Origin of the sequence: Photorhabdus viridis (genome assembly GCF_040256935.1) — a bacterium.
Classification (GTDB): Bacteria; Pseudomonadota; Gammaproteobacteria; order Enterobacterales; family Enterobacteriaceae; genus Photorhabdus; species Photorhabdus viridis.
In genome coordinates this window covers 1-19,805 of record NZ_JBEJZY010000028.1, presented here as the reverse complement: position 1 = coordinate 19,805, position 19,805 = coordinate 1, and the positions used below count along the sequence as shown (strand labels likewise).

At 44.1% G+C, this 19,805-nt stretch carries 19 protein-coding genes and 2 pseudogenes; 2 read left to right on the top strand and 19 right to left on the bottom strand.

Going from position 1 to position 19,805, the window contains the following annotated elements; all coding sequences use genetic code 11:
• Positions 1 to 308: 308 nt before the first annotated feature.
• The 11 genes and pseudogenes from ABR397_RS13370 to trmJ form a co-directional block, all read right to left on the bottom strand.
• Positions 309 to 701, bottom strand: a pseudogene (locus ABR397_RS13370) (enhanced serine sensitivity protein SseB C-terminal domain-containing protein); the annotation flags it as partial.
• Between the two features lie 66 nt (positions 702 to 767).
• Complete coding sequence (gene pepB, locus ABR397_RS13365) at positions 768 to 2,063, bottom strand: aminopeptidase PepB (protein WP_350306170.1); 1,296 nt, start codon at positions 2,061 to 2,063, stop codon at positions 768 to 770.
• A gap of 183 nt (positions 2,064 to 2,246) precedes the next feature.
• Positions 2,247 to 2,447 (bottom strand): Fe-S cluster assembly protein IscX, encoded by a 201-nt coding sequence (gene iscX / locus ABR397_RS13360; protein WP_350306169.1) that lies wholly within the window; start codon positions 2,445 to 2,447, stop codon positions 2,247 to 2,249.
• 17 nt (positions 2,448 to 2,464) lie between these two features.
• A complete protein-coding gene (gene fdx, locus ABR397_RS13355; RefSeq protein WP_350306168.1) occupies positions 2,465 to 2,800 on the bottom strand; it encodes an ISC system 2Fe-2S type ferredoxin in 336 nt (111 codons plus the stop codon).
• Positions 2,801 to 2,802: 2 nt separating this feature from the next.
• Entirely contained in the window at positions 2,803 to 4,653 is a 1,851-nt protein-coding gene (gene hscA, locus ABR397_RS13350) for a Fe-S protein assembly chaperone HscA (protein ID WP_350306167.1), read from the bottom strand.
• Positions 4,654 to 4,664: 11 nt separating this feature from the next.
• A complete protein-coding gene (gene hscB, locus ABR397_RS13345) occupies positions 4,665 to 5,186 on the bottom strand; it encodes a co-chaperone HscB (protein ID WP_350306166.1) in 522 nt (173 codons plus the stop codon).
• A gap of 37 nt (positions 5,187 to 5,223) precedes the next feature.
• Positions 5,224 to 5,547 carry an iron-sulfur cluster assembly protein IscA gene (gene iscA, locus ABR397_RS13340; RefSeq protein ID WP_350306165.1) on the bottom strand — a complete coding sequence of 108 codons (324 nt, stop codon included), beginning with the start codon at positions 5,545 to 5,547 and terminating at the stop codon, positions 5,224 to 5,226.
• A 103-nt stretch (positions 5,548 to 5,650) separates the two neighbouring features.
• Positions 5,651 to 6,037: a Fe-S cluster assembly scaffold IscU gene (iscU, locus tag ABR397_RS13335; RefSeq protein ID WP_350306164.1), complete on the bottom strand. Its 387-nt coding sequence runs from the start codon at positions 6,035 to 6,037 to the stop codon at positions 5,651 to 5,653.
• 27 nt (positions 6,038 to 6,064) lie between these two features.
• Positions 6,065 to 7,279 (bottom strand): IscS subfamily cysteine desulfurase, encoded by a 1,215-nt coding sequence (locus ABR397_RS13330; RefSeq protein ID WP_350306163.1) that lies wholly within the window; start codon positions 7,277 to 7,279, stop codon positions 6,065 to 6,067.
• Positions 7,280 to 7,328: 49 nt separating this feature from the next.
• A complete protein-coding gene (gene iscR, locus ABR397_RS13325; protein WP_021323908.1) occupies positions 7,329 to 7,823 on the bottom strand; it encodes a Fe-S cluster assembly transcriptional regulator IscR in 495 nt (164 codons plus the stop codon).
• A gap of 85 nt (positions 7,824 to 7,908) precedes the next feature.
• Positions 7,909 to 8,634 carry a tRNA (cytosine(32)/uridine(32)-2'-O)-methyltransferase TrmJ gene (gene trmJ / locus ABR397_RS13320; protein WP_350306162.1) on the bottom strand — a complete coding sequence of 242 codons (726 nt, stop codon included), beginning with the start codon at positions 8,632 to 8,634 and terminating at the stop codon, positions 7,909 to 7,911.
• 125 nt (positions 8,635 to 8,759) lie between these two features.
• Here trmJ and suhB point away from each other — a divergent pair, with 125 nt between their 5' ends.
• Positions 8,760 to 9,563 (top strand): inositol-1-monophosphatase, encoded by an 804-nt coding sequence (gene suhB / locus ABR397_RS13315; RefSeq protein WP_350306161.1) that lies wholly within the window; start codon positions 8,760 to 8,762, stop codon positions 9,561 to 9,563.
• A 138-nt stretch (positions 9,564 to 9,701) separates the two neighbouring features.
• On the opposite strand, the gene treC is transcribed toward suhB, so the two are convergent.
• From treC to glyA, 5 genes are all read right to left on the bottom strand, one after another.
• Positions 9,702 to 11,363 carry an alpha,alpha-phosphotrehalase gene (treC, locus tag ABR397_RS13310; protein ID WP_350306160.1) on the bottom strand — a complete coding sequence of 554 codons (1,662 nt, stop codon included), beginning with the start codon at positions 11,361 to 11,363 and terminating at the stop codon, positions 9,702 to 9,704.
• Between the two features lie 86 nt (positions 11,364 to 11,449).
• The gene (gene treB / locus ABR397_RS13305; RefSeq protein WP_350306159.1) at positions 11,450 to 12,871 is read right to left on the bottom strand and encodes a PTS trehalose transporter subunit IIBC; all 1,422 of its coding nucleotides are present in this window, start codon (positions 12,869 to 12,871) and stop codon (positions 11,450 to 11,452) included.
• A gap of 145 nt (positions 12,872 to 13,016) precedes the next feature.
• A complete protein-coding gene (treR, locus tag ABR397_RS13300) occupies positions 13,017 to 13,964 on the bottom strand; it encodes a trehalose operon repressor TreR (RefSeq protein ID WP_350306158.1) in 948 nt (315 codons plus the stop codon).
• 76 nt (positions 13,965 to 14,040) lie between these two features.
• Positions 14,041 to 15,186, bottom strand: a complete 1,146-nt coding sequence (locus tag ABR397_RS13295) for a 3-phenylpropionate MFS transporter (RefSeq protein ID WP_350306157.1) — start codon at positions 15,184 to 15,186, stop codon at positions 14,041 to 14,043.
• A 152-nt stretch (positions 15,187 to 15,338) separates the two neighbouring features.
• Entirely contained in the window at positions 15,339 to 16,592 is a 1,254-nt protein-coding gene (glyA, locus tag ABR397_RS13290; RefSeq protein WP_350306156.1) for a serine hydroxymethyltransferase, read from the bottom strand.
• Between the two features lie 362 nt (positions 16,593 to 16,954).
• On the opposite strand from glyA, the pseudogene hmpA reads away from it, so the two are divergent.
• A pseudogene (hmpA, locus tag ABR397_RS13285) lies at positions 16,955 to 18,148 on the top strand (NO-inducible flavohemoprotein); the annotation flags it as partial.
• Positions 18,149 to 18,214: 66 nt separating this feature from the next.
• Here the strand turns inward: hmpA and ABR397_RS13280 are convergent.
• The 3 genes from ABR397_RS13280 to ABR397_RS13270 all read right to left on the bottom strand — a co-directional run.
• Positions 18,215 to 18,481, bottom strand: coding sequence for a PAAR domain-containing protein (locus ABR397_RS13280; RefSeq protein WP_350306155.1), 267 nt, complete (start codon positions 18,479 to 18,481; stop codon positions 18,215 to 18,217).
• A 45-nt stretch (positions 18,482 to 18,526) separates the two neighbouring features.
• A complete protein-coding gene (locus ABR397_RS13275) occupies positions 18,527 to 19,249 on the bottom strand; it encodes a hypothetical protein (RefSeq protein WP_350306154.1) in 723 nt (240 codons plus the stop codon).
• A 12-nt stretch (positions 19,250 to 19,261) separates the two neighbouring features.
• Positions 19,262 to 19,805: Tox-REase-5 domain-containing protein (locus tag ABR397_RS13270; protein ID WP_350306153.1), on the bottom strand; the 544-nt coding region annotated here is incomplete at its 5' end.

Here is a 19,805-nt window from a genome sequence, read left to right as displayed (position 1 = left end):
TAAGTTATCATTCAAAAAAGAAGTGTTTTTTGACTGGCAGAGTTGTTACGGTAATATGGAAAGAATGAAAATCAATATCGCGTTTAAAGATGATGACTAAAACCGGTCCCAGCCTTGTGAACTGCCCCAAGAAGTTAGCCAGTTCAGATCACACGGTCATCAAGGTCTGAGCTCTTTAACTTTACTGAACTCAAACCTTTTAATTTCTGCTTGACTTAGATGATTATTGTCGTAATAGATATACTGTTCCAACTCTACCGACAAATATTCAATACACTCAAATTTCTTTAACTAATACAACTAAATGGTCACTTATTCATTACCGGAATATTCCCCCGCAACCAACTGCCTAATTTACGCTGGTAAAACGGCTGTGTATGCTGAATCAAATAATGGCTGATACCACGTTCCTTTTCATCAACCAGGCAGAAGTCAATCGGTTCTTCTTCAGAGGTGTATTCGCAGGCAATACCGCCAGCTTCCTGAATTAGCTGTTCAATCTCATCCTCCGTGCCATTCATTTCCAGCCCAATTAATAAATTGGGTTTTTCATCCACATTTTTATCATGGGCTTGAATGATAAAAGCACGGCGAATAGGTTTACGCTGACTAAATAAACTGACCAAAGCTTCAATGAGTTGCGAAGGATATTCTTCCGGCTGGCTAAGTGTTATCGCGCTGCCACTTGGCACATCAACTTCAACCGAAACTAATTCATTTAATGAACTCATAAAAATCTCCAATCAGTTTTTTTATATAAAATGGATTTATTTCGCTTTCGCCAACAACAAATTAGCAATCGAGCGAACCCCATAACCTGTTGCGCCAGCCGACCAATGTTCTACCGCAGATTTACGGTAAGTCGCAGAGCAGTCAATGTGAACCCAGCCTTTTTGGTATTCTTCCACAAAGTGAGACAGAAAAGCCGCCGCAGTACTGGCACCGGCAGTATGTGATGGAGCCGCAACATTATTCAGATCAGCAAAATTTGATGGCAGTTGGCTACGATGGAATTCAGCCAATGGCAGGCGCCAGAACAATTCATTCTCAGATTCAGAAGCAGCGAGCAGATCCGCCGCCAGTTTATCATCAAAGCTGAATATAGAATGATAGTCATTACCCACAGCCATTTTCGCTGCGCCAGTCAGGGTCGCCGCATCAATGATTAACTTCGCTTTCTCTCTGCTGGCATCAATTAAGCCATCAGCCAGCACTAAACGACCTTCGGCATCCGTGTTCATGACTTCAACAGATTTACCATTACGGTAACGGATAATATCACCCAGTTTAAAGGCATTACCACTGACCATGTTATCCGCAATACAGAGGAGCAGTTTAACGCGCTGTTTCAGGCCACGGCTGATTGCCAAGGCCAGCGCACCTGTTAACGTTGCCGCTCCACCCATATCCGATTTCATGGAGTCCATAAAAGAAGATTGTTTCAGGCTGTAACCACCGGTGTCAAATGTGATGCCTTTACCCACCAAACAGGAAAATACTGGCGCGCGTGGGTTGTCAGTCGGGTTATAATCCAGCGCCAACAATATCGGATCACGGGAAGAGCCACGACCAACAGTATGGATACCAGCATAACCCTGTTCACGTAAATCTTCGCCTTTGGTAATGCGATAATTTACTGCTTCACCAGCAATGCTACACATCAAGTCAATAGCACGCTTCGCCAATTGTTCCGGCCCAAGCTCTTCCGCTGACATATTGATAGTGTCACGCACCCAATCAATAATTTTAATTCTGCTTTCCAATTCTTGTTTTTCAGCCGCCGGCAATTGAGGCCATTCAATAGAACGGCTGCCTTTTGGCGCACGGAAGCCTTGCCAGAATGCCCAACTTTTTTCTAAATCCCAGCCTTCGCCAACCAGAGCTACATGACGAATTCCCTGACCATCAATTTTACGCCCGGCACGTTGAACCGCACCCAATTTGCCTTTACCCGTCAGATGAATCGTCATCCCTTGCTCACTCGAACTAATCAGCGCTTTTTCACCCCAGCATGCTGCTGCTGGCTCATAAGACAGTGTTATTGGCATGATTTGTTTAGTCATTCTTTTCTCACCTCTTATTATTCACCGCTTGATGGCAGCCAGGATTCTATTCAGACTTCCACCCATATAATTATTCGTCTGCCAGATATTAACCCTATAAAAAAACTGGCTAAAGCCAGTTTTTCATTAAAGCTCAGACTACCTTAAAACCGTGACAGATAAATAACAAATTAATGCTATTTGTTACTCAAATTCATCCAGCCAGACCAAAAGAATCGCTTCCAGAACTTTTTCATTAGATTTTTCAGGCACATCATCAAAATCATCCAGATCACAAATCCATTGGTGCATATCAGTAAAGCGAACTGTTTTTGGATCCAAATCAGGAAATTTGTCAAACAGCGCTTCACCGATTTCACGGCTATCAGACCATTTCAGGCTCATTGATATTCTCCTGCCAATCAGTGCTCACGGGCATGGTTAATGGTGTATTTTGGAATTTCGACAACCAAGTCTTCGTCCGAGACTCTGGCCTGACAACTGAGACGACTTTCCGGTTCGAGCCCCCAAGCTTTATCCAGCATGTCGTCTTCCAGTTCAGAACTCTCATCCAGTGAATCGAAACCTTCACGAACGATACAGTGGCAAGTGGTGCAAGCACAGGATTTTTCACAAGCATGCTCAATCTCAATCCCATTGCGCAATGCAACATTCAGAATGGATTCCCCTTCTTTGGCTTCCAAAACTGCGCCATCAGGGCAAAGATCGTTATGAGGTAAAAATATAATTTTCGGCATAATTAAATCTCGTCCACAGAATGGCCCGCCAACGCCCGACGAACAGATGAATCCATCCGGCGTGCAGCGAATTCCTGCGTTTGCTTATCCAGTTGTTTAATTGCGTTCTCAATCACTTCAGGATCACTCCCCTGAACGCTTTTTATAAGTGTTTCTACAGCGGTATCAATCGCCGCGTGTTCTTGTTCATTCAGTAGATCAGCATCTTTTTCTAACGCACTGGTGACACTTTCCAGTACCCGTGCCGCTTCTACTTTTTGTTCCGCCAGTTTGCGCGCATTGATATCTTCCTGAGCATTCGCCATAGAATCTTTTATCATGCGGGCGATTTCTTCATCAGATAAACCATAGGACGGTTTCACCTGAATAGAAGCTTCTACACCCGTGGATTTTTCCAACGCGCTCACGCTCAACAAGCCATCAGCATCCACCTGGAACGTGACCCGGATATGAGCGCCACCCGCCGGTAACGGAGGAATGCCACGCAGGGTAAAACGGGCCAGTGAACGGCAATCGCTCACCAATTCCCTTTCCCCTTGTACCACATGCATACTCATCGCACTCTGGCCGTCTTTGAAGGTCGTGAACTCCTGCGCTCTCGCAACCGGAATGGTTGTATTGCGTGGAATCACTTTTTCAACCAGCCCCCCCATCGTTTCCAGCCCAAGTGACAGCGGAATAACATCCAACAGCAACATGTCGCTATCCGGTTTGTTACCCACCAAAATATCCGCCTGAATTGATGCGCCGACAGCGACAACTTTATCAGGATCAATGGAAGTCAGTGGTTCACGGGCAAAAAATTCACCAACCCTATGACGAACCAACGGTACACGAGTTGAGCCGCCCACCATAACCACTTGTAAAACTTCGTCCGCAGAGACTTCAGCATCTTTCAACGCCCGGCGGCTTGCCAGCAAAGTTCGTTTTACCAATGGTGTAATCAGTGCTTCAAATTCGAGACGGGTGATTTTTCCCTGCCAACCAGCAATGTTTATCTCTGCAACCTCAGCATCACTCAAAGCGATTTTCACTTGAGCGGCAACGTCCAATAGCTGGCGTTGCAAACGATGGTCGTCACGATTGCTGATACCCGCCTGTTCACGGATCCAGTCAGCCAGCATCAAATCGAAATCGTCCCCACCAAGCGCAGTATCACCGCCGGTTGCCAGTACTTCAAAGACACCTCGGCTTAACCGGAGAATAGAAACGTCAAAGGTACCGCCACCTAAATCATAAACCGCGATAACCCCTTCCTGACCAGAATCCAACCCATAGGCAATTGCAGCAGCGGTGGGTTCATTAAGCAGGCGCAGAACATGTAACCCGGCTAAACGCGCCGCGTCTTTTGTTCCCTGACGCTGAGCGTCATCAAAGTAGGCCGGAACGGTGATCACTACTCCATCAAGCTTACCATCCAGTGTTTCTTCTGCACGCTGTGCCAGCAATTTAAGAATTTCAGAAGAAACCTGAATAGAATCGACCAAACCCGTCGCCGTATTGATTAACGGAAGACCATTTTCACTCGCCTGAAATTGATAAGGAAGATTTGGGTAACGTTGCTGAATATCAGCCAGAGAACGCCCCATCATGCGCTTCACAGAACTGATGGTATTAACCGGATCGTGCGCCGCCTGTTGGCGGGCCAACCAGCCAATTTCAATACCATTCTCATGGTAGTGGACAACGGAAGGAAGCAGGTAACGGTTTTCGCTATCCATCAGTGTTTCCGCGTGCCCACTGCGAACAGTGGCAACTAATGAATGCGTCGTGCCTAAATCAATACCGGCAGCTAAACGACGTTGATGTGGTACAGCGGATAAACCCGGCTCGCTGATTTGTAATAAAGCCATATACGCTTTCCTTAAAAGTCGTCCAGTAAACGTTCTTCCAATTGTTCAACCTGCTGTTGCAATTTATCCAGAAAACGCAATTTACGAACGGAATCGGCTGCCTGTTCCCACTGCTGATCATTCAATTGTTGTTCCATTTGCTGACTGCGGGTTTTAATCATCCCGTTCAGACGTTCAGCGAAATCAGCCAGTGCCGCTTCTGCATTCGCTTTACTTTCAATAAATTCCAACTCTTCCCGCAGCATGAGCTGTTCCATCAGGAAAGTATGGTCATTCATGGTGTGCTGCTCATTGGCTAAATCAAAACTATGCAGAGAAAGCATATATTCAGCACGTTTCAGTGGATGTTTGAGCGTCTGATAGCCGTCATTGATAGTCGCTGCTTGCTGCAACGCCAGCGTTTTTTCACGCTCCGGCTGATTAGCAAAACGATCAGGATGAAACTGACGCTGCAATTCCTGATAGCAGTGCGTCAGTTGTTCACGGTCAATAGCATAACGAGCCGGCAGCCCGAATAAAGTGAAATAGTCCATAATCTAAACTTACTCTGGATTTGGCCGAAAAACGGAATTAAACGTTAAAACTTTCTCCACAACCACATTCGCTGGAAACATTCGGGTTGTTGAATTTAAAGCCTTCATTAAGGCCCTCTTTAACAAAATCCAGTTCGGTACCGTCGAGATAGACCATGCTCTTGCCGTCTATAATAACTTTGACGCCCTTCTCTTCAAACACGGTGTCGTCTTCGTTAATCGCATCGGCAAATTCAAGCAGATATGCCATACCTGAGCAGCCTGATGTTCTGACCCCAAGACGTAAGCCGACGCCTTTTCCACGGTGGCCCAGGAATGACGAAACGCGTTGTGCAGCACTTTCTGTAAGGGAAATTGACATACAACAACCTCACTTTTTAAAACCAGCAAAGGCGGACACTGGTTGGTATATAACAGCCAGCATCCACCAAATTTGTTTTCTATTTTCTTATTATCAAGGGCAATTACTTGCCCTGGCGCTTACTTTTGTAATCCGCAATGGCCGCTTTAATGGCATCTTCTGCCAGAATAGAGCAGTGAATCTTCACTGGCGGCAGTTCTAACTCATTTGCAATTTCAGTATTTTTGATCGATTCCGCCTGCTCCAGAGATTTGCCCTTCATCCATTCAGTGACTAAAGAGCTGGAAGCGATTGCAGAACCGCAACCGTAAGTTTTGAAACGCGCATCTTCAATAATGCCTTCATTATTGACTTTGATTTGCAGTTTCATGACGTCACCACACGCAGGGGCACCGACCATGCCGCTGCCAACCATTGGATCTTCATTATCGAAAGAACCGACGTTACGTGGATTTTCATAGTGATCAATTACTTTTTCGCTGTAAGCCATGATGTTATTACTCCTGAAACCGTCTGATTAGTGATGAGACCATTCGATACTGTTGAGATCCACACCTTGTTTGAACATTTCCCACAGTGGAGAGAGTTCACGCAGGCGGCCAATAGATTTGTGAATCAGTTCAATGGCGTAGTCGATCTCTTCTTCCGTGGTAAAGCGCCCTAAAGAGAAACGGATAGAACTGTGAGCCAGTTCGTCATTCATACCCAGCGCACGCAATACGTAGGAGGGTTCCAGGCTGGCAGAAGTACATGCAGAACCAGAGGAAACCGCCAGATCTTTTAACGACATCATCAGTGATTCGCCTTCAACATAGTTGAAGCTGACATTCAGAATGTGTGGTGCGCCATGTTCCAAGTCGCCATTAAGGAAGACTTCTTCGATATCTTTGATACCCTGCCACAGACGTAAACGCAGGCCACGCAGACGCTGAGATTCATTTTCCATTTCCTGCTTGGCAATACGGTAAGCTTCACCCATACCGACAATCTGGTGAACAGGCAAAGTACCGGAACGCATACCACGCTCATGACCGCCGCCATGCTGTTGAGCTTCAATACGAATGCGTGGTTTGCGGCGAACATACAACGCGCCAATCCCCATCGGCCCATAAATTTTATGCGCAGAGAAAGACATCAGATCGACTTTCAGTTTGGTTAGGTCGATAGGTAATTTACCTACGCTCTGAGTCGCATCAACATGGAAAATGATACCGCGGCTACGGCACATTTCGCCGATTGCAGCGATATCCTGCACCACACCAATTTCATTGTTAACATGCATGATAGAAATCAGAATGGTGTCATCACGCACCGCAGCTTCCAGATCGTTTAAATCAATCAGTCCATTGCTCTGAGGCGCGAGATAAGTGACTTCAAATCCTTCACGCTCTAACTGACGGCAAGTATCCAGAACCGCTTTATGTTCGGTTTTGCTGGTGATGATATGCTTGCCCTTTTTCTGATAAAAATTAGCAGCACCTTTAATAGCGAGATTGTCAGATTCCGTTGCACCAGAAGTGCAAACAATCTCACGGGGATCGGCACCCACTAAATCAGCAATCTGATTACGGGCAACATCAACCGCTTCTTCAGCCTGCCAGCCAAAACGGTGAGAACGGGAAGCCGGGTTACCAAATACCCCGTCCATGGTCAAATAATGCATCATCTTTTCAGCCACACGCGGATCAACTGGCGTCGTTGCTGAGTAATCTAAATAAATTGGTAATTTCATTGCTCGCATGCTCCCTACTTCTAATACTTCAATTCATCACAAGTTCTGCTTATGCGCGCAGATTAACATTAATTGTCTCTTGTGCTCTGCCGTGAGGTGCGCGGCGCTTATCGTTATCCTGGCGGTCAGCAACGTCTAATACTTCCTGGTTATTAACTAATTCTTCTAAACTGATGCTACTCAGGAAACCGGTAATACGGTCACTTAAATCGCGCCATAAAGTATGAGTCAGACAGCGATCACCGCCCTGACACCCTTCTCTGCCCTGGCAACGCGTCGCGTCTACCGATTCATCAACAGCGAAAATAACTTCGGAGACGACAATTTCCCCGGCATCTCTGCCCAGTAAATAACCGCCACCCGGACCACGGACACTTGAAACCAGACCATTTTTGCGCAAGCGAGAGAATAACTGCTCAAGATAAGAGAGGGAAATACCCTGACGTTCAGAGATGTCGGCTAGCGGTACTGGACCTTCCTGTGAGTGTAACGCCACATCAAGCATGGCAGTTACTGCATAACGCCCTTTAGATGTCAATCTCATAAATGATTACCCCGTGGTGAAATATGATGAAATTGTGTCATTCCTGAGTGTTTTAGTCAACTATTTAACCGAGTAATTTACTCAACTATTTTTTCGCCCATTTTTCAATGGAGGTCAGGATACCACGCAGAATATTCAGCTCCTGCGTTTCAGGCCGGGCGCGGGTAAAAAGCCGTCTTAACTTATTCATTATTTGACCAGGATGGGCTTTCCTAATGAAACCAGCATCATATAACACACGTTCAAGGTGATGATAAAAGCGTTCCATATCATCAATTAATGGATATTCGGTCTCATCTGTTTTCTGCTCGGGTTTATCCTGACGCGCCAAATATGCCATACGAATTTCATAACTGACAAGCTGGACAGCCATAGCCAGATTTAACGAACTGTATTCCGGGTTAGTCGGGATATTCAGATGATAATGACACTTTTGCAATTCTTCATTCGTCAGCCCTACACGCTCACGTCCGAAGATAATTGCTACCGGCGCATGTTGAGCTTCCTGCACACTACGCTCGCCACATTCACGGGGTTCGACCATCGGCCATGAGAGGGTTCTTGAACGGGCGCTAGTGCCAATCACCAGCTCACAGCCGGCCAGAGCTTTATCCAGACTATCAACAATAGTCGCATTACCAATAACATCGCTGGCGCCAGCAGAAAGCGCAATCGCATGGGAATCTGGCTGAACCAGTGGATTAACCAGATAAAGGTTTGTTAATCCCATAGTTTTCATTGCCCGGGCGGTTGAACCCATATTCCCGGTGTGGGAAGTTTCAACCAGGATAATGCGGATATTTTCTAACATGACAACTTCTGGATTAGTTATAAGAGCCAAATATCTTAACACAGCGTTAGTCATTTTTCCGAACTACTGCTATACTGCGCGCCGATTAATTATCCGTTCTTTAACATCCTGGTGGAAGATATCCCATGCATCCGATGCTGACCATCGCCATACGTGCGGCGCGTAAAGCCGGCAACCTGATTGCCAAAAATTATGAAACTCCCGATGCGGTTGAAGCTAGCCAAAAAGGCAGTAACGACTTTGTCACCAACATTGACAAAGCCGCGGAAGCGCTCATTATCGACGTTATCCGTAAATCTTATCCTAAACACTCAATCATTACTGAAGAGGGTGGCGAACTGCCAGGCGAAGATGATGATATTCAATGGGTAATCGATCCACTGGATGGCACAACTAACTTTATTAAACGTCTCCCCCACTTCGCCGTTTCTATTGCAGTACGTATCAAAGGCCGTACTGAAGTTGCTGTTGTTTATGATCCAATGCGTAATGAGCTTTTCACCTCAGTCCGTGGTCAGGGCGCTCAGTTGAATGGTTACCGCCTGCGTGGCACCAATGCCCGCGATCTGGATGGCACTGTTCTGGCGACAGGTTTCCCATTCAAAGCAAAACAACATTCCACTGTTTTTATTAATACTTTGGGCAAATTGTTTGTTCGTTGTGCTGATTTCCGCCGTACCGGTTCGGCAGCGCTGGATCTGGCTTATGTTGCGGCAGGCCGGGTTGATGGTTACTTTGAAATTGGTCTGAAACCGTGGGATTTTATGGGTGGCGAACTGTTAGTGCGTGAATCGGGCGGCATCATTACTGATTTCGTTGGCGGCCATAATTACATTCATTCCGGTAATCTTGTTGCGGGTAATCCACGCGTTGTTAAAGATATTCTGGCCGAAATGCGTGATGAGTTATCAGAGTCATTGAAGCGTTAACTTAAATTAATACTTAAACTGGAATTGCATGGCGATAACAGGCAGGCTGTAACAATGCGGTCTATCCTCCGTCCGGCACTTCCATCTGGCAACAAAAAAGTTACCAATGAACTTTCTTGTTGCCATTTTAAACCTGAATTATTTTGCTAACCAATAAACCGCTTCATAAGGTTGTAACTGTCTATTTTTTGCAGGTAGCTGATGTTCAGGATAATTCCCCATTAATTTAACCCACGAGCAATGGGATAAAGAATCATCCAGCGACCATTCCTGCACTTCCGCACTGAGATTGGCGATAACCAGCAACATTTGGTCTTCCCAACGGCGAACATAACACCAAAGCGAAGGGTGAGATGGCAACAAATCTTCATAGCTGCCATAGGTCAATACCGGATATTCCTTACGCAGTTTTATTAAGCACGCATAACAATGGAAAACGGAATCCTCATCTTTGATAGCATCTTGAGCGTTCACTTCCTGGTAATCACTATTCAGCGCTATCCAAGGTTCTCCCTGAGTAAATCCAGCATTGGAAGTCGCATCCCATTGTATCGGCGTTCGCCCATTATCACGAGATTTTTTCGCTAAGATCGATAAGATTTTTTCCTTATCATTACCTTGCTCAATCTTCTCCCGGTAAATATTTAAACTCTCTATGTCCCGATAATCTTCAATTTGAGAAAAATCAGGGTTAGTCATCCCCAATTCTTCCCCTTGATAGATGTAAGGAGTTCCTTGCATACCATGCAACACCATTGCCAACATTTTAGCAGATGGAACCCGCAATGCTCCTTCACCACCAAAACGCGAAACAATCCGCGGTTGATCGTGATTACACCAGAACAGCGCATTCCACGCCCGTTGATGCATGCCTTGCTGCCACTTAGCAAAAATTTTCTTCAATTCAATAAAATCGGGCGGTGCTGTAACCCATTTTTCGCCATTGGGGTAATCGACTTTCAAGTGATGAAAAGCAAAAACCATCGATAGCTCTCCACCATCTAACGAGGAATAGCGCTGGCAATTTTCCAGGGAAGTAGAAGACATCTCCCCGACAGTCATCACCCCCGCAGGCTGAAATGCCTCTCTGTTTATTTCCTGCAAAAACTCATGAATACGCGGACCATCGGTATAGAATTGACGCCCATCTCCCTGCGTTGCTTCAGGAAAATCCTGCTGCTTAGAAACCAAATTGATAACATCCAGACGGAACCCATCAACGCCAAGGTCAGCCCAAAATTCACAAATCTTTTTAAGTTCAGCCCGTACGGGTTCATGCTCCCAGTTGAGATCTGCCTGCTCAGCGGCAAACAGGTGTAAATAATACTGTTTGCTTTCCTCATGCCACTCCCAAGCATTGCCGCCAAATTTTGACACCCAATTATTAGGCGGAGTCTCCGGTACCCCATCCCGCCAGATGTAATATTGCCGGTAAGGACTATTAATATCCTGTGCTTGTCTGAACCAGGGATGTTGAGTAGAGGTATGGTTGAAAACAATATCCACAATCACACGAATATCACGCTGATGTGCTTCATCAACCATACGCTTAAAATCATCCATTGAGCCGTAAGCCGGATCAATCGCACAATAATCAGCAACATCATAACCATTATCTACCTGTGGCGAGCAGTAAAAAGGCGTCACCCAGATAGCATCCACACCCAGTTTTTTCAGATAATCCAGTCGGTAAGTAATGCCATTAAGATCGCCTGTTCCGCTACCGGTAGTATCCTGGAAACTCTTAGGATATATCTGATAGATAACACCTTGTAACCACCACGGAATAATTTTGTCCATCGAAAACGCCTTATCAATATATTTCTGAATTGAATAACCTAAATGGTTACTTTTATATCTGTTACTCAGATGAAGATTTAACAGAATTATTCAACAGCTAACATACCGCTCATATTCTTCTTTCGATAAACAACCGTAGTCAGTATCAACGGAACAATAACAGCTACAAGCATAGCTAATGCGTAGATTGCCCAAAATTGCGGTTTGATCGAAAGGATACCGGGCAAGCCACCAACACCAATACCGTTTGCCAACACACCACTTAACCCACAAATCAACCCGGCTAAACCTGAACCAACCATGGCGCAGAGCATAGGGAATCGATATTTGATGTTAATACCATACATTGCCGGCTCAGTGACGCCTAAATAGGCGGAAATAGCGGCGGGTACAGACAATTCACGCTCATTACGCTTTTTGCTGACCAATATAATGCCGACGACCGCTGAACCCTGAGCAATATTGGATAATGCAATAATCGGCCAGATCGGTGTACCACCGATACTTTGAACCATCTGCATATCAATAGCTAATGTAGTTTGATGTATACCCGTGATAACCAAAGGCGCATAAAAGAATCCGAATAAAGCCGCACCGACAGGCGCAAAACTTCCCGTCATCAGCGCCTTAACAACCCAAGCAACTCCGTCACCAATTAACCGGCCAAACGGCCCAATAAGGCTATGTGCTAAAAAGGTTGCTAATATTAACGAAACTACCGGAACAACCACCAAATAAAGATAACTAGGAACCACCTTCTTTAATTGAATTTCAATCCACCCCAACGTAATACCCGCCAAAAGCGACGGAATAACCTGAGCCTGATAACCCACTTTTCCAATCGTGAACAGGCCAAAATTCCATATATCAGGGATCTGTTGCCCTAATTGATAAGCATTCATAAGTTGCGGAGATACTAGGGTTATTCCCAATATAATTCCTAATATCGGGGTTCCACCCATTGTTCTGACCGCAGACCAACAAATACCCACCGGCAGATAGAAGAATATCGCCTCTCCTAACAGCCATAAAAAATCATATATTGTTTTCCAGACAGGATATATTTGAGCTAAAGTTTTACCGTCACTAAGAGGAATATCACCAATAATATTACGAAAGCCCAAAATTAAACCGCCACTAATTAATGCCGGCAGGAGAGGAAAAAAGATTTCTGCAAATTGAGAAATGACACGTTCTTGCCATTTCATATTCTTTTTCTCAGCCTGTTTTATCTCTTTTTTACTTAATTCAGTTTTATCAAGATAGCTATTTAAAACCTGATAATAATCACCAACATTCGTACCTATCACAACCTGGAACTGTCCTGCATTGGTAAAGCAACCTTTAACCATTGGCAGATTTTTTATTTCATCCGGTTGAGCTATAGTCGGTTCAACCAAAGAAAATCTCAACCGGGTAATACAATGCGTTACACTGGCTATATTTTCACAACCACCGATTAATGTAATTAGTTTTTCTATATCTTTATAATTTATTTTATTTTTCATAATAGCCAGTCATCATAAGTTAGTATCAGTTACTATGCCATGCTTAGTAAGATAATTTCATCCTAATATCATTTAGTTATGCTTGTCATGGGAACGTTCCCAAAAATGCGTCAACGATCACATTGAATCAACAATATTCTTATTTTTAAGCCAACTTACTCGAAATGATTACTTGCTGTTTAGGGTATTTTTGATTTATTTGAGCTATTAATTGACCAGCGGCATATTTACCAGCTTCACCATAACCCAAATCCACAGAAAGCGTATCAGGGTATAAAAAGTTCAGCAAAGGAGTACTACCAATGCTGCCTATTTGTATATCTTCCCGGTTATTTTGTTGTAAATACTTATATGCGCCTAATGCCAGGCTATCGGTTGCACAAATTAAGGCCGTCGTTTCCTCTCTTAGTACCTTGGCGACATGCTGAAAGCCACTCTGATAGTTTAAATCACATTGAACGGAAAGCGGGTGTAACGCCTTCTGTTCACAACAATTCAGATAGGATTGATGACGACGAAAACCTGTCGTGGCATCACAATCTCGTACACCAAGAAAACTGATCTCTCTGTGACCTTGCTGATAAAGTTCATCCATTAATAGACGAACAGCACCAACATCGTCATAGCATACAGAAGAAAAATCAGTATATTCGCGCGCAAATACCACTATTTTGTCACGCCAAGGCAAAAGGGATTCTTCCGGCAATCCGGTGAAACCAAACAAAATAACACCATCGGCATGACGTAATGCCAACTGACGCAGATGTTCCTGTAAAAGCTGGGGATCAAAATTACTTTCCATGATAATGGGGTCATAACCATGCTGATAAAACAGCGGCAACATCGTACTTATTGATAAATTTTCCGAAAAAGATCCCAACCGTGACACAATTAAAGCAATAATTTTATCGCTTTTCACTCGCATCGCTCTCGCTGATTTAGAGGGAATAAAGTTATTTTGATGAATAATCGCTTCAACTCTTTCACGTACTTGTGGACTGACGCTACTTTCGTTGTTTAATACCCGTGAGACGGTTGATTTACTGACATTAGCCAGACGTGCAATATCTTTTATTGTTAATTTATTCGACATGATATCTCATAAAAACATTATTATTAGAAGTATCCAGTTTCTTACAAAAATATCATAAGAAACTGAATTCACGTTGTTAATAATGATGAGCTTTAACCTGTGGTCGCAGGAAAATAGCAGGAAAAGCAACTAAGGCCATTATCCAGAAAATGCCGCTGTGCAGATAATCATACATAAATCCTGCAACTACCGTCATAACAGCGATACCGCCCCCCATTGCCAGTGCAGAATAAGCCGCCTGCAAACGAACAATTTCCCCTTCCTTTCTCGCGCTGATAAACCGCATGGCTGCCAAATGGCAGACAGTGAACGTACCACAATGTAAGATTTGAATGATAATCAACACCGGTAATGCCGTGAATGTGCCCATCAATCCCCAACGGACAACGCCACATATACCGGAAAGCAACAGAAGATTACGGGCATTCCAGCGCCGGAATAATTTATTACTCAGCGTAAAAATAATAACCTCAGCCACTACCCCCAACGACCAAAGATAACCAACTACTGAAGCGGAATAACCTACTTTTTCCCAGTAAATCGCGCTGAAGCTGTAATATCCCGCGTGAGCGCCCTGCAATAAAGCCACGCATAGCAGGAACCGGCATACTGATTTTTCAGACAATAACTGTTTAAATGACACAACATCAACTTTAGCTGACTTGGCTTCACCAACAGGCATGATGGAGGGTTTAAGCAATGTCGCCAACAACGTTGACAAAACACTGAACAGTATGGTTATCAGAATAGCCTGATGTCCCCAGACAGAGATCAATTCCCCGGTCAGCGCCGAGCTGATAATAAAGGCAATGGAACCCCAGACGCGTATTTTGCCATAATCAAAGGAAAATTGTTTTTGCCATGTTCCCGCCAATGCATCACTTAATGGCATCATTGGCGAAAAAAACAGGTTAAAACCAATCATAATGAACATCAGCCATGCCCAATGATTTCCCAATGTAAACCCGATAATAGAAATCAGGGTCAGCAATGCTAATACACGCAACGCGAAAATAAGTTTTGCGGGATTTTTAACGGTAGGCGTGATTAATAAACTCCCCAGGAAACGGGAAACCAAGCCCGCACCCAATAAAATCCCCATCATATCGGGTTTTATTCCCTCACCCTGGAGCCAGACTGCCCAGAAAGGCAAAAATATCCCGTAAGAAAAGAAATACGTGAAATAATCTAACGCCAGCCAACGTGTCGACTGAATAACCATTAATCCTCCCTGGTTAAAAGTGCAAAAAACCCGCTCAAAACCAACCTGATTAGCTTAAGAAATTAAGATATCAAGGGCAATTGCTAAATATCTCGCTTAAGCAAACCATGCCAGCCGGAGCAGGTTTTGTAATAACTTATTGAAATTATAATTTATGCGTAAACCGGATATTTTGCGCAAATAGCCAGAACTTTTTGTTTAATCGCTTCAATGATCGTTTCATCATTGATGTTGTCCAATATATCGCACATCCAGCCAGCCAATTCACGGGCTTCTGCATGTTTGAAACCACGGCGGGTAATCGCCGGCGTACCAACACGCACACCTGAAGTCACAAATGGGCTCTTCGGATCATTAGGTACACTGTTTTTATTTACCGTAATATTGGCACGGCCCAGTGCAGCATCGGCATCTTTACCGGTGATGTTTTTGTCAACCAGATCCAGCAGGAACAGATGGTTCTCAGTACCACCTGAAACCACTTTGTAGCCACGTTTCAGGAAGACTTCAACCATTGCTTTAGCGTTATCAGCAACCTGATGTTGATATGCTTTGAATTCCGGCTCCATTGCTTCTTTCAGTGCAACCGCTTTACCGGCAATAACATGCATCAGAGGTCCACCCTGACAACCTGGGAATACAGAAGAATTCAGTTTCTTATACAGCTCTTCGTCACCACCTTTCGCCAGGATCAAACCACCTCGTGGACCCGCCAATGTTTTATGCGTGGTAGTCGTCACGATGTGAGCATGAGGAACCGGGTTAGGATAAACGCCTGCGGCGATCAGGCCGGCGACGTGCGCCATATCAACGAACAAATAAGCACCAATGCTGTCTGCAATTTCACGCATTTTGGCCCAATCAACAACGCCAGAGTAAGCAGAAAAACCACCGATAATCATTTTTGGTTGGTGTTTTTGAGCTTGTGCCGCGATATCGTCATAATCAATTTTACCACTTTCATCAATACCGTAAGGTACGATGTTATATAACTTACCAGAGAAGTTAACTGGAGAGCCATGAGTCAAATGGCCGCCATGTGCCAAATTCATCCCCAACACAGTATCACCCGGTTGCAGCAAAGCCATATAAACCGCCGCATTCGCCTGAGAACCCGAATGTGGCTGAACGTTGGCATAATCAGCACCGAATAACGCTTTAGCACGATCAATCGCCAGTTGCTCAACAACGTCTACATATTCACAACCGCCGTAGTAGCGTTTACCCGGATAACCTTCAGCATATTTGTTAGTGAGCTGGGAGCCTTGCGCCTGCATGACTCTTGGACTGGTATAGTTTTCAGAGGCAATCAACTCGATATGTTCTTCCTGACGAACAACTTCTTGTTCCATCGCCTGCCATAGTTCGGGATCATAACTAGCAATATTCATTTCACGCTTTAACATTGGGTTCTCCAGACTCAGCTAACTTCTCTTCAAACAACACCCCAAAGGGTAGAATGGCACACAGTGTAAACCCTTTTCACTGAATGAGATAGTCTTGACAAAATATTTTACGCAAACGATTGCACATCAATTACAGCAAGGCATCGGTTCTCTTACAGCACAATGAAAACTTCCTGTATTTTCCCTTATTATCGGAATTTGTGACCTTGGTCGGCCCCTGCCTTGGTGTAAATATCTCCTAGGAATATCTTTTCACCATAAAAACCACATTTTATATTTACAAGATCCTAAAAAAATTATAAGTTGCATTTAAAATACATGTTATAACTTTCATTATCACTTGAAAGAAATTCAGGAGCTTCACCATGCTGGATAGTCAAATCACTGCAACTATCAAATCCACTATTCCACTGCTTTCCGCCACTGGCCCGAAACTAACCGCCCATTTCTATGAGCGGATGTTCAAACATAATCCTGAGCTGAAAGATATTTTTAACATGAGCAATCAACTTAATGGCGATCAACGTGAAGCCCTGTTCAATGCTATCTGCGCCTATGCAGCCAATATTGATAATTTGGCAGTACTGCTACCGGCAGTTGAAAAAATCGCGCATAAACACGCCAGCCTGAATATTCAACCAAAGCATTATCAGATTGTTGGAACTCACTTACTGGCAACGTTAGACGAAATGTTCCAGCCGGGAAATGAAGTGCTGGATGCCTGGGGCAAAGCGTACGGTGTGCTAGCTGATGTTTTTATCAATCGTGAAGAGCAGATTTATCATCATGACGAATCAGTCGATGGCGGTTGGCGTGGTATACGCCCATTCCGTATCAACCGGAAACAGGTAAAAAGTGATGTGATTTGCAGCTTTGAATTTGTGCCACAGGATGGCGGGAAAGTGATGGATTATAAACCCGGTCAGTATCTGAGCATTTATCTGGAAGATGACAGCTTTGATAACCGCGAAATTCGCCAGTATTCATTGACAGCAGCCCCAAACGGTTCCAGCTACCGAATTGCTATCAAACGTGAGCCGCAAGGAACAGTTTCCAACCATATGCACGATAAGATGCAAGAAGGCGATACTGTCTGGCTGGCCGCTCCACGTGGGGATTTCTTCCTTGATATTAAACCAGAGACACCGGTTACTCTGATTTCTGCCGGTGTCGGCCTGACACCCATGATGAGTATGCTGCATCACCTCCACCAGCAAAATCACAACAGTCAGATTAACTGGTTACATGCGGCAGAACACGGCGGTCATCATGCGTTTACCAATGAAGTGACCACTATTGCGCAGGCAATGCCAAATCTTAGCAGCACCATCTGGTATCGAGAACCAAGAGATGAAGACCAGCAAGGCGTCCATTATCAACACAAAGGTTTTATGGATATGGCGGTGCTGAATGACGCGCTGAAAACGGCAGGAATGCATTTCTACTTCTGTGGCCCGGTTCCCTTTATGCAATATGTAGCAAAACAACTATTAGATATGGGAATTGAGAAGCAATATATTCACTATGAATGCTTCGGTCCGCATAAAGTGATTTAAACTTTTCAGTTTAATGGAGTTTGTTTATCATGGAGCCCGTCCCATTGGATGTCAGCTCCATTGATATCAAAAATCATGGGTAAATTTACGCTGACTGGCAATTAATTTTGCCCCACAAGCGGTTTGCATTCCTTCAAGCGCAATCAATTTTCCTTTATATCTTAAAGAGTCAGCCCCCTGAACAATAGGAAAAACCCCTTTGCATTGAGGGCACTCCACCAAATCTTCTTTACCTGCTATAGGAATACCATTGTAAGTATAATCATCAATAGCGGTAATCACCTTACCGCCATGATCTGTTGAATTACCCAGCAGAATAACTGCTTTTGACATTAACATTCTCCACCGTTTTTCGATTGGTAAATAACATCATCCCCATCATACTTCTGTAATTAATGGCAATAATCCCAGGTTCACCAACTGTATTTCTACATCATTGGATTTATCAATATCGTCCTGATTTTTTCCATCAAAAATGCCTTTTTTGGTGATAATCAAGGTACCGATTTGTTGATCATGTTGATAAACGGGAAGTACCTCCTCCGCCATAGGCAAATAAGATTTATCAATAATGCGGGGCTGGTAAAGCATCCAGCCGACACTGAGGCGGTCAGGGAAAACCTGTCTACCTTTTAAGGTATAGCCGTTAGTTTCCACTTGAATATAAGGAAAGTCACGGCTGGTAGCCAAATGTTTAACCAAATCTATTAATCGGAATACATTCAGTTGACTGCTGCCAATTTTTAAATTGAGTTCTAGCCGAACCCAATTAGGATGTCCCGACTTTGATTTTTCATAAATAATGCCACAAGATAATTCATCTTTTTGACCATCCCACATCCCATTGATAAGTGAGGGGAAATTTTTCCTATACTCTTTTTCAAAGTCCCTTATTGCAACGCTTGTAGGCCCTTTTTCATCAAATACAACGTGTTTCAGGGCCTCTTTGAGAGAATAACCTGTCAAATACCAAGTCTTCTTTTGCCCAAAAAAGATATCAATTTGCCGCGTGACACGAAATAAATCCATTAATACCGAATCTACAGTAATAACTTCCTGCTGTTCATAACGTACATTAATTTTTAAACGAATAATTGCCATTTAAACCTCTAATTAAGCTGTCGCCGCCAAATTGGCACAAGGTGTATAGTGAACACTGATATTTTCATATTCACTAAACAATATTTTAAAATAGTCAGAACTGACAGGCTGTAAAAAATGCCATTCAACATGAGGAGTCCCCTCCAGTACATCACAGACCGTTTGATGTCTTTTTGCTTGATTTCGCGCAGAAATCTGGCCTTTCCACCAAATTTTTGGTTCACCTTCACTATCAAAAAACTGGTCATACCGCGCTTTGGCCTCCAGAAATAAGCAATACGCTGGTCGCCAGCCATCAAAGGTCACTTTCAGGCACTGAAATTCCTGGATCATCTGCATGCTGGGATCATATTTCGTTTGGGCAATAAATCGCTGATAGTTAATTGTGATGGCGCTCCAGCGGCTCACCTTGCGATATTTTTCACTCGTCACTGGAATAGCCAGACAAGCCTTGCACTCTTTTTTACTCTCCGTTTTTTCACACTCTTCCGCCTTAGACTGGGCCTTCGCCTGAACCGCACTGGTATCAACTGATCCTTCCCCTAAATCATCATCC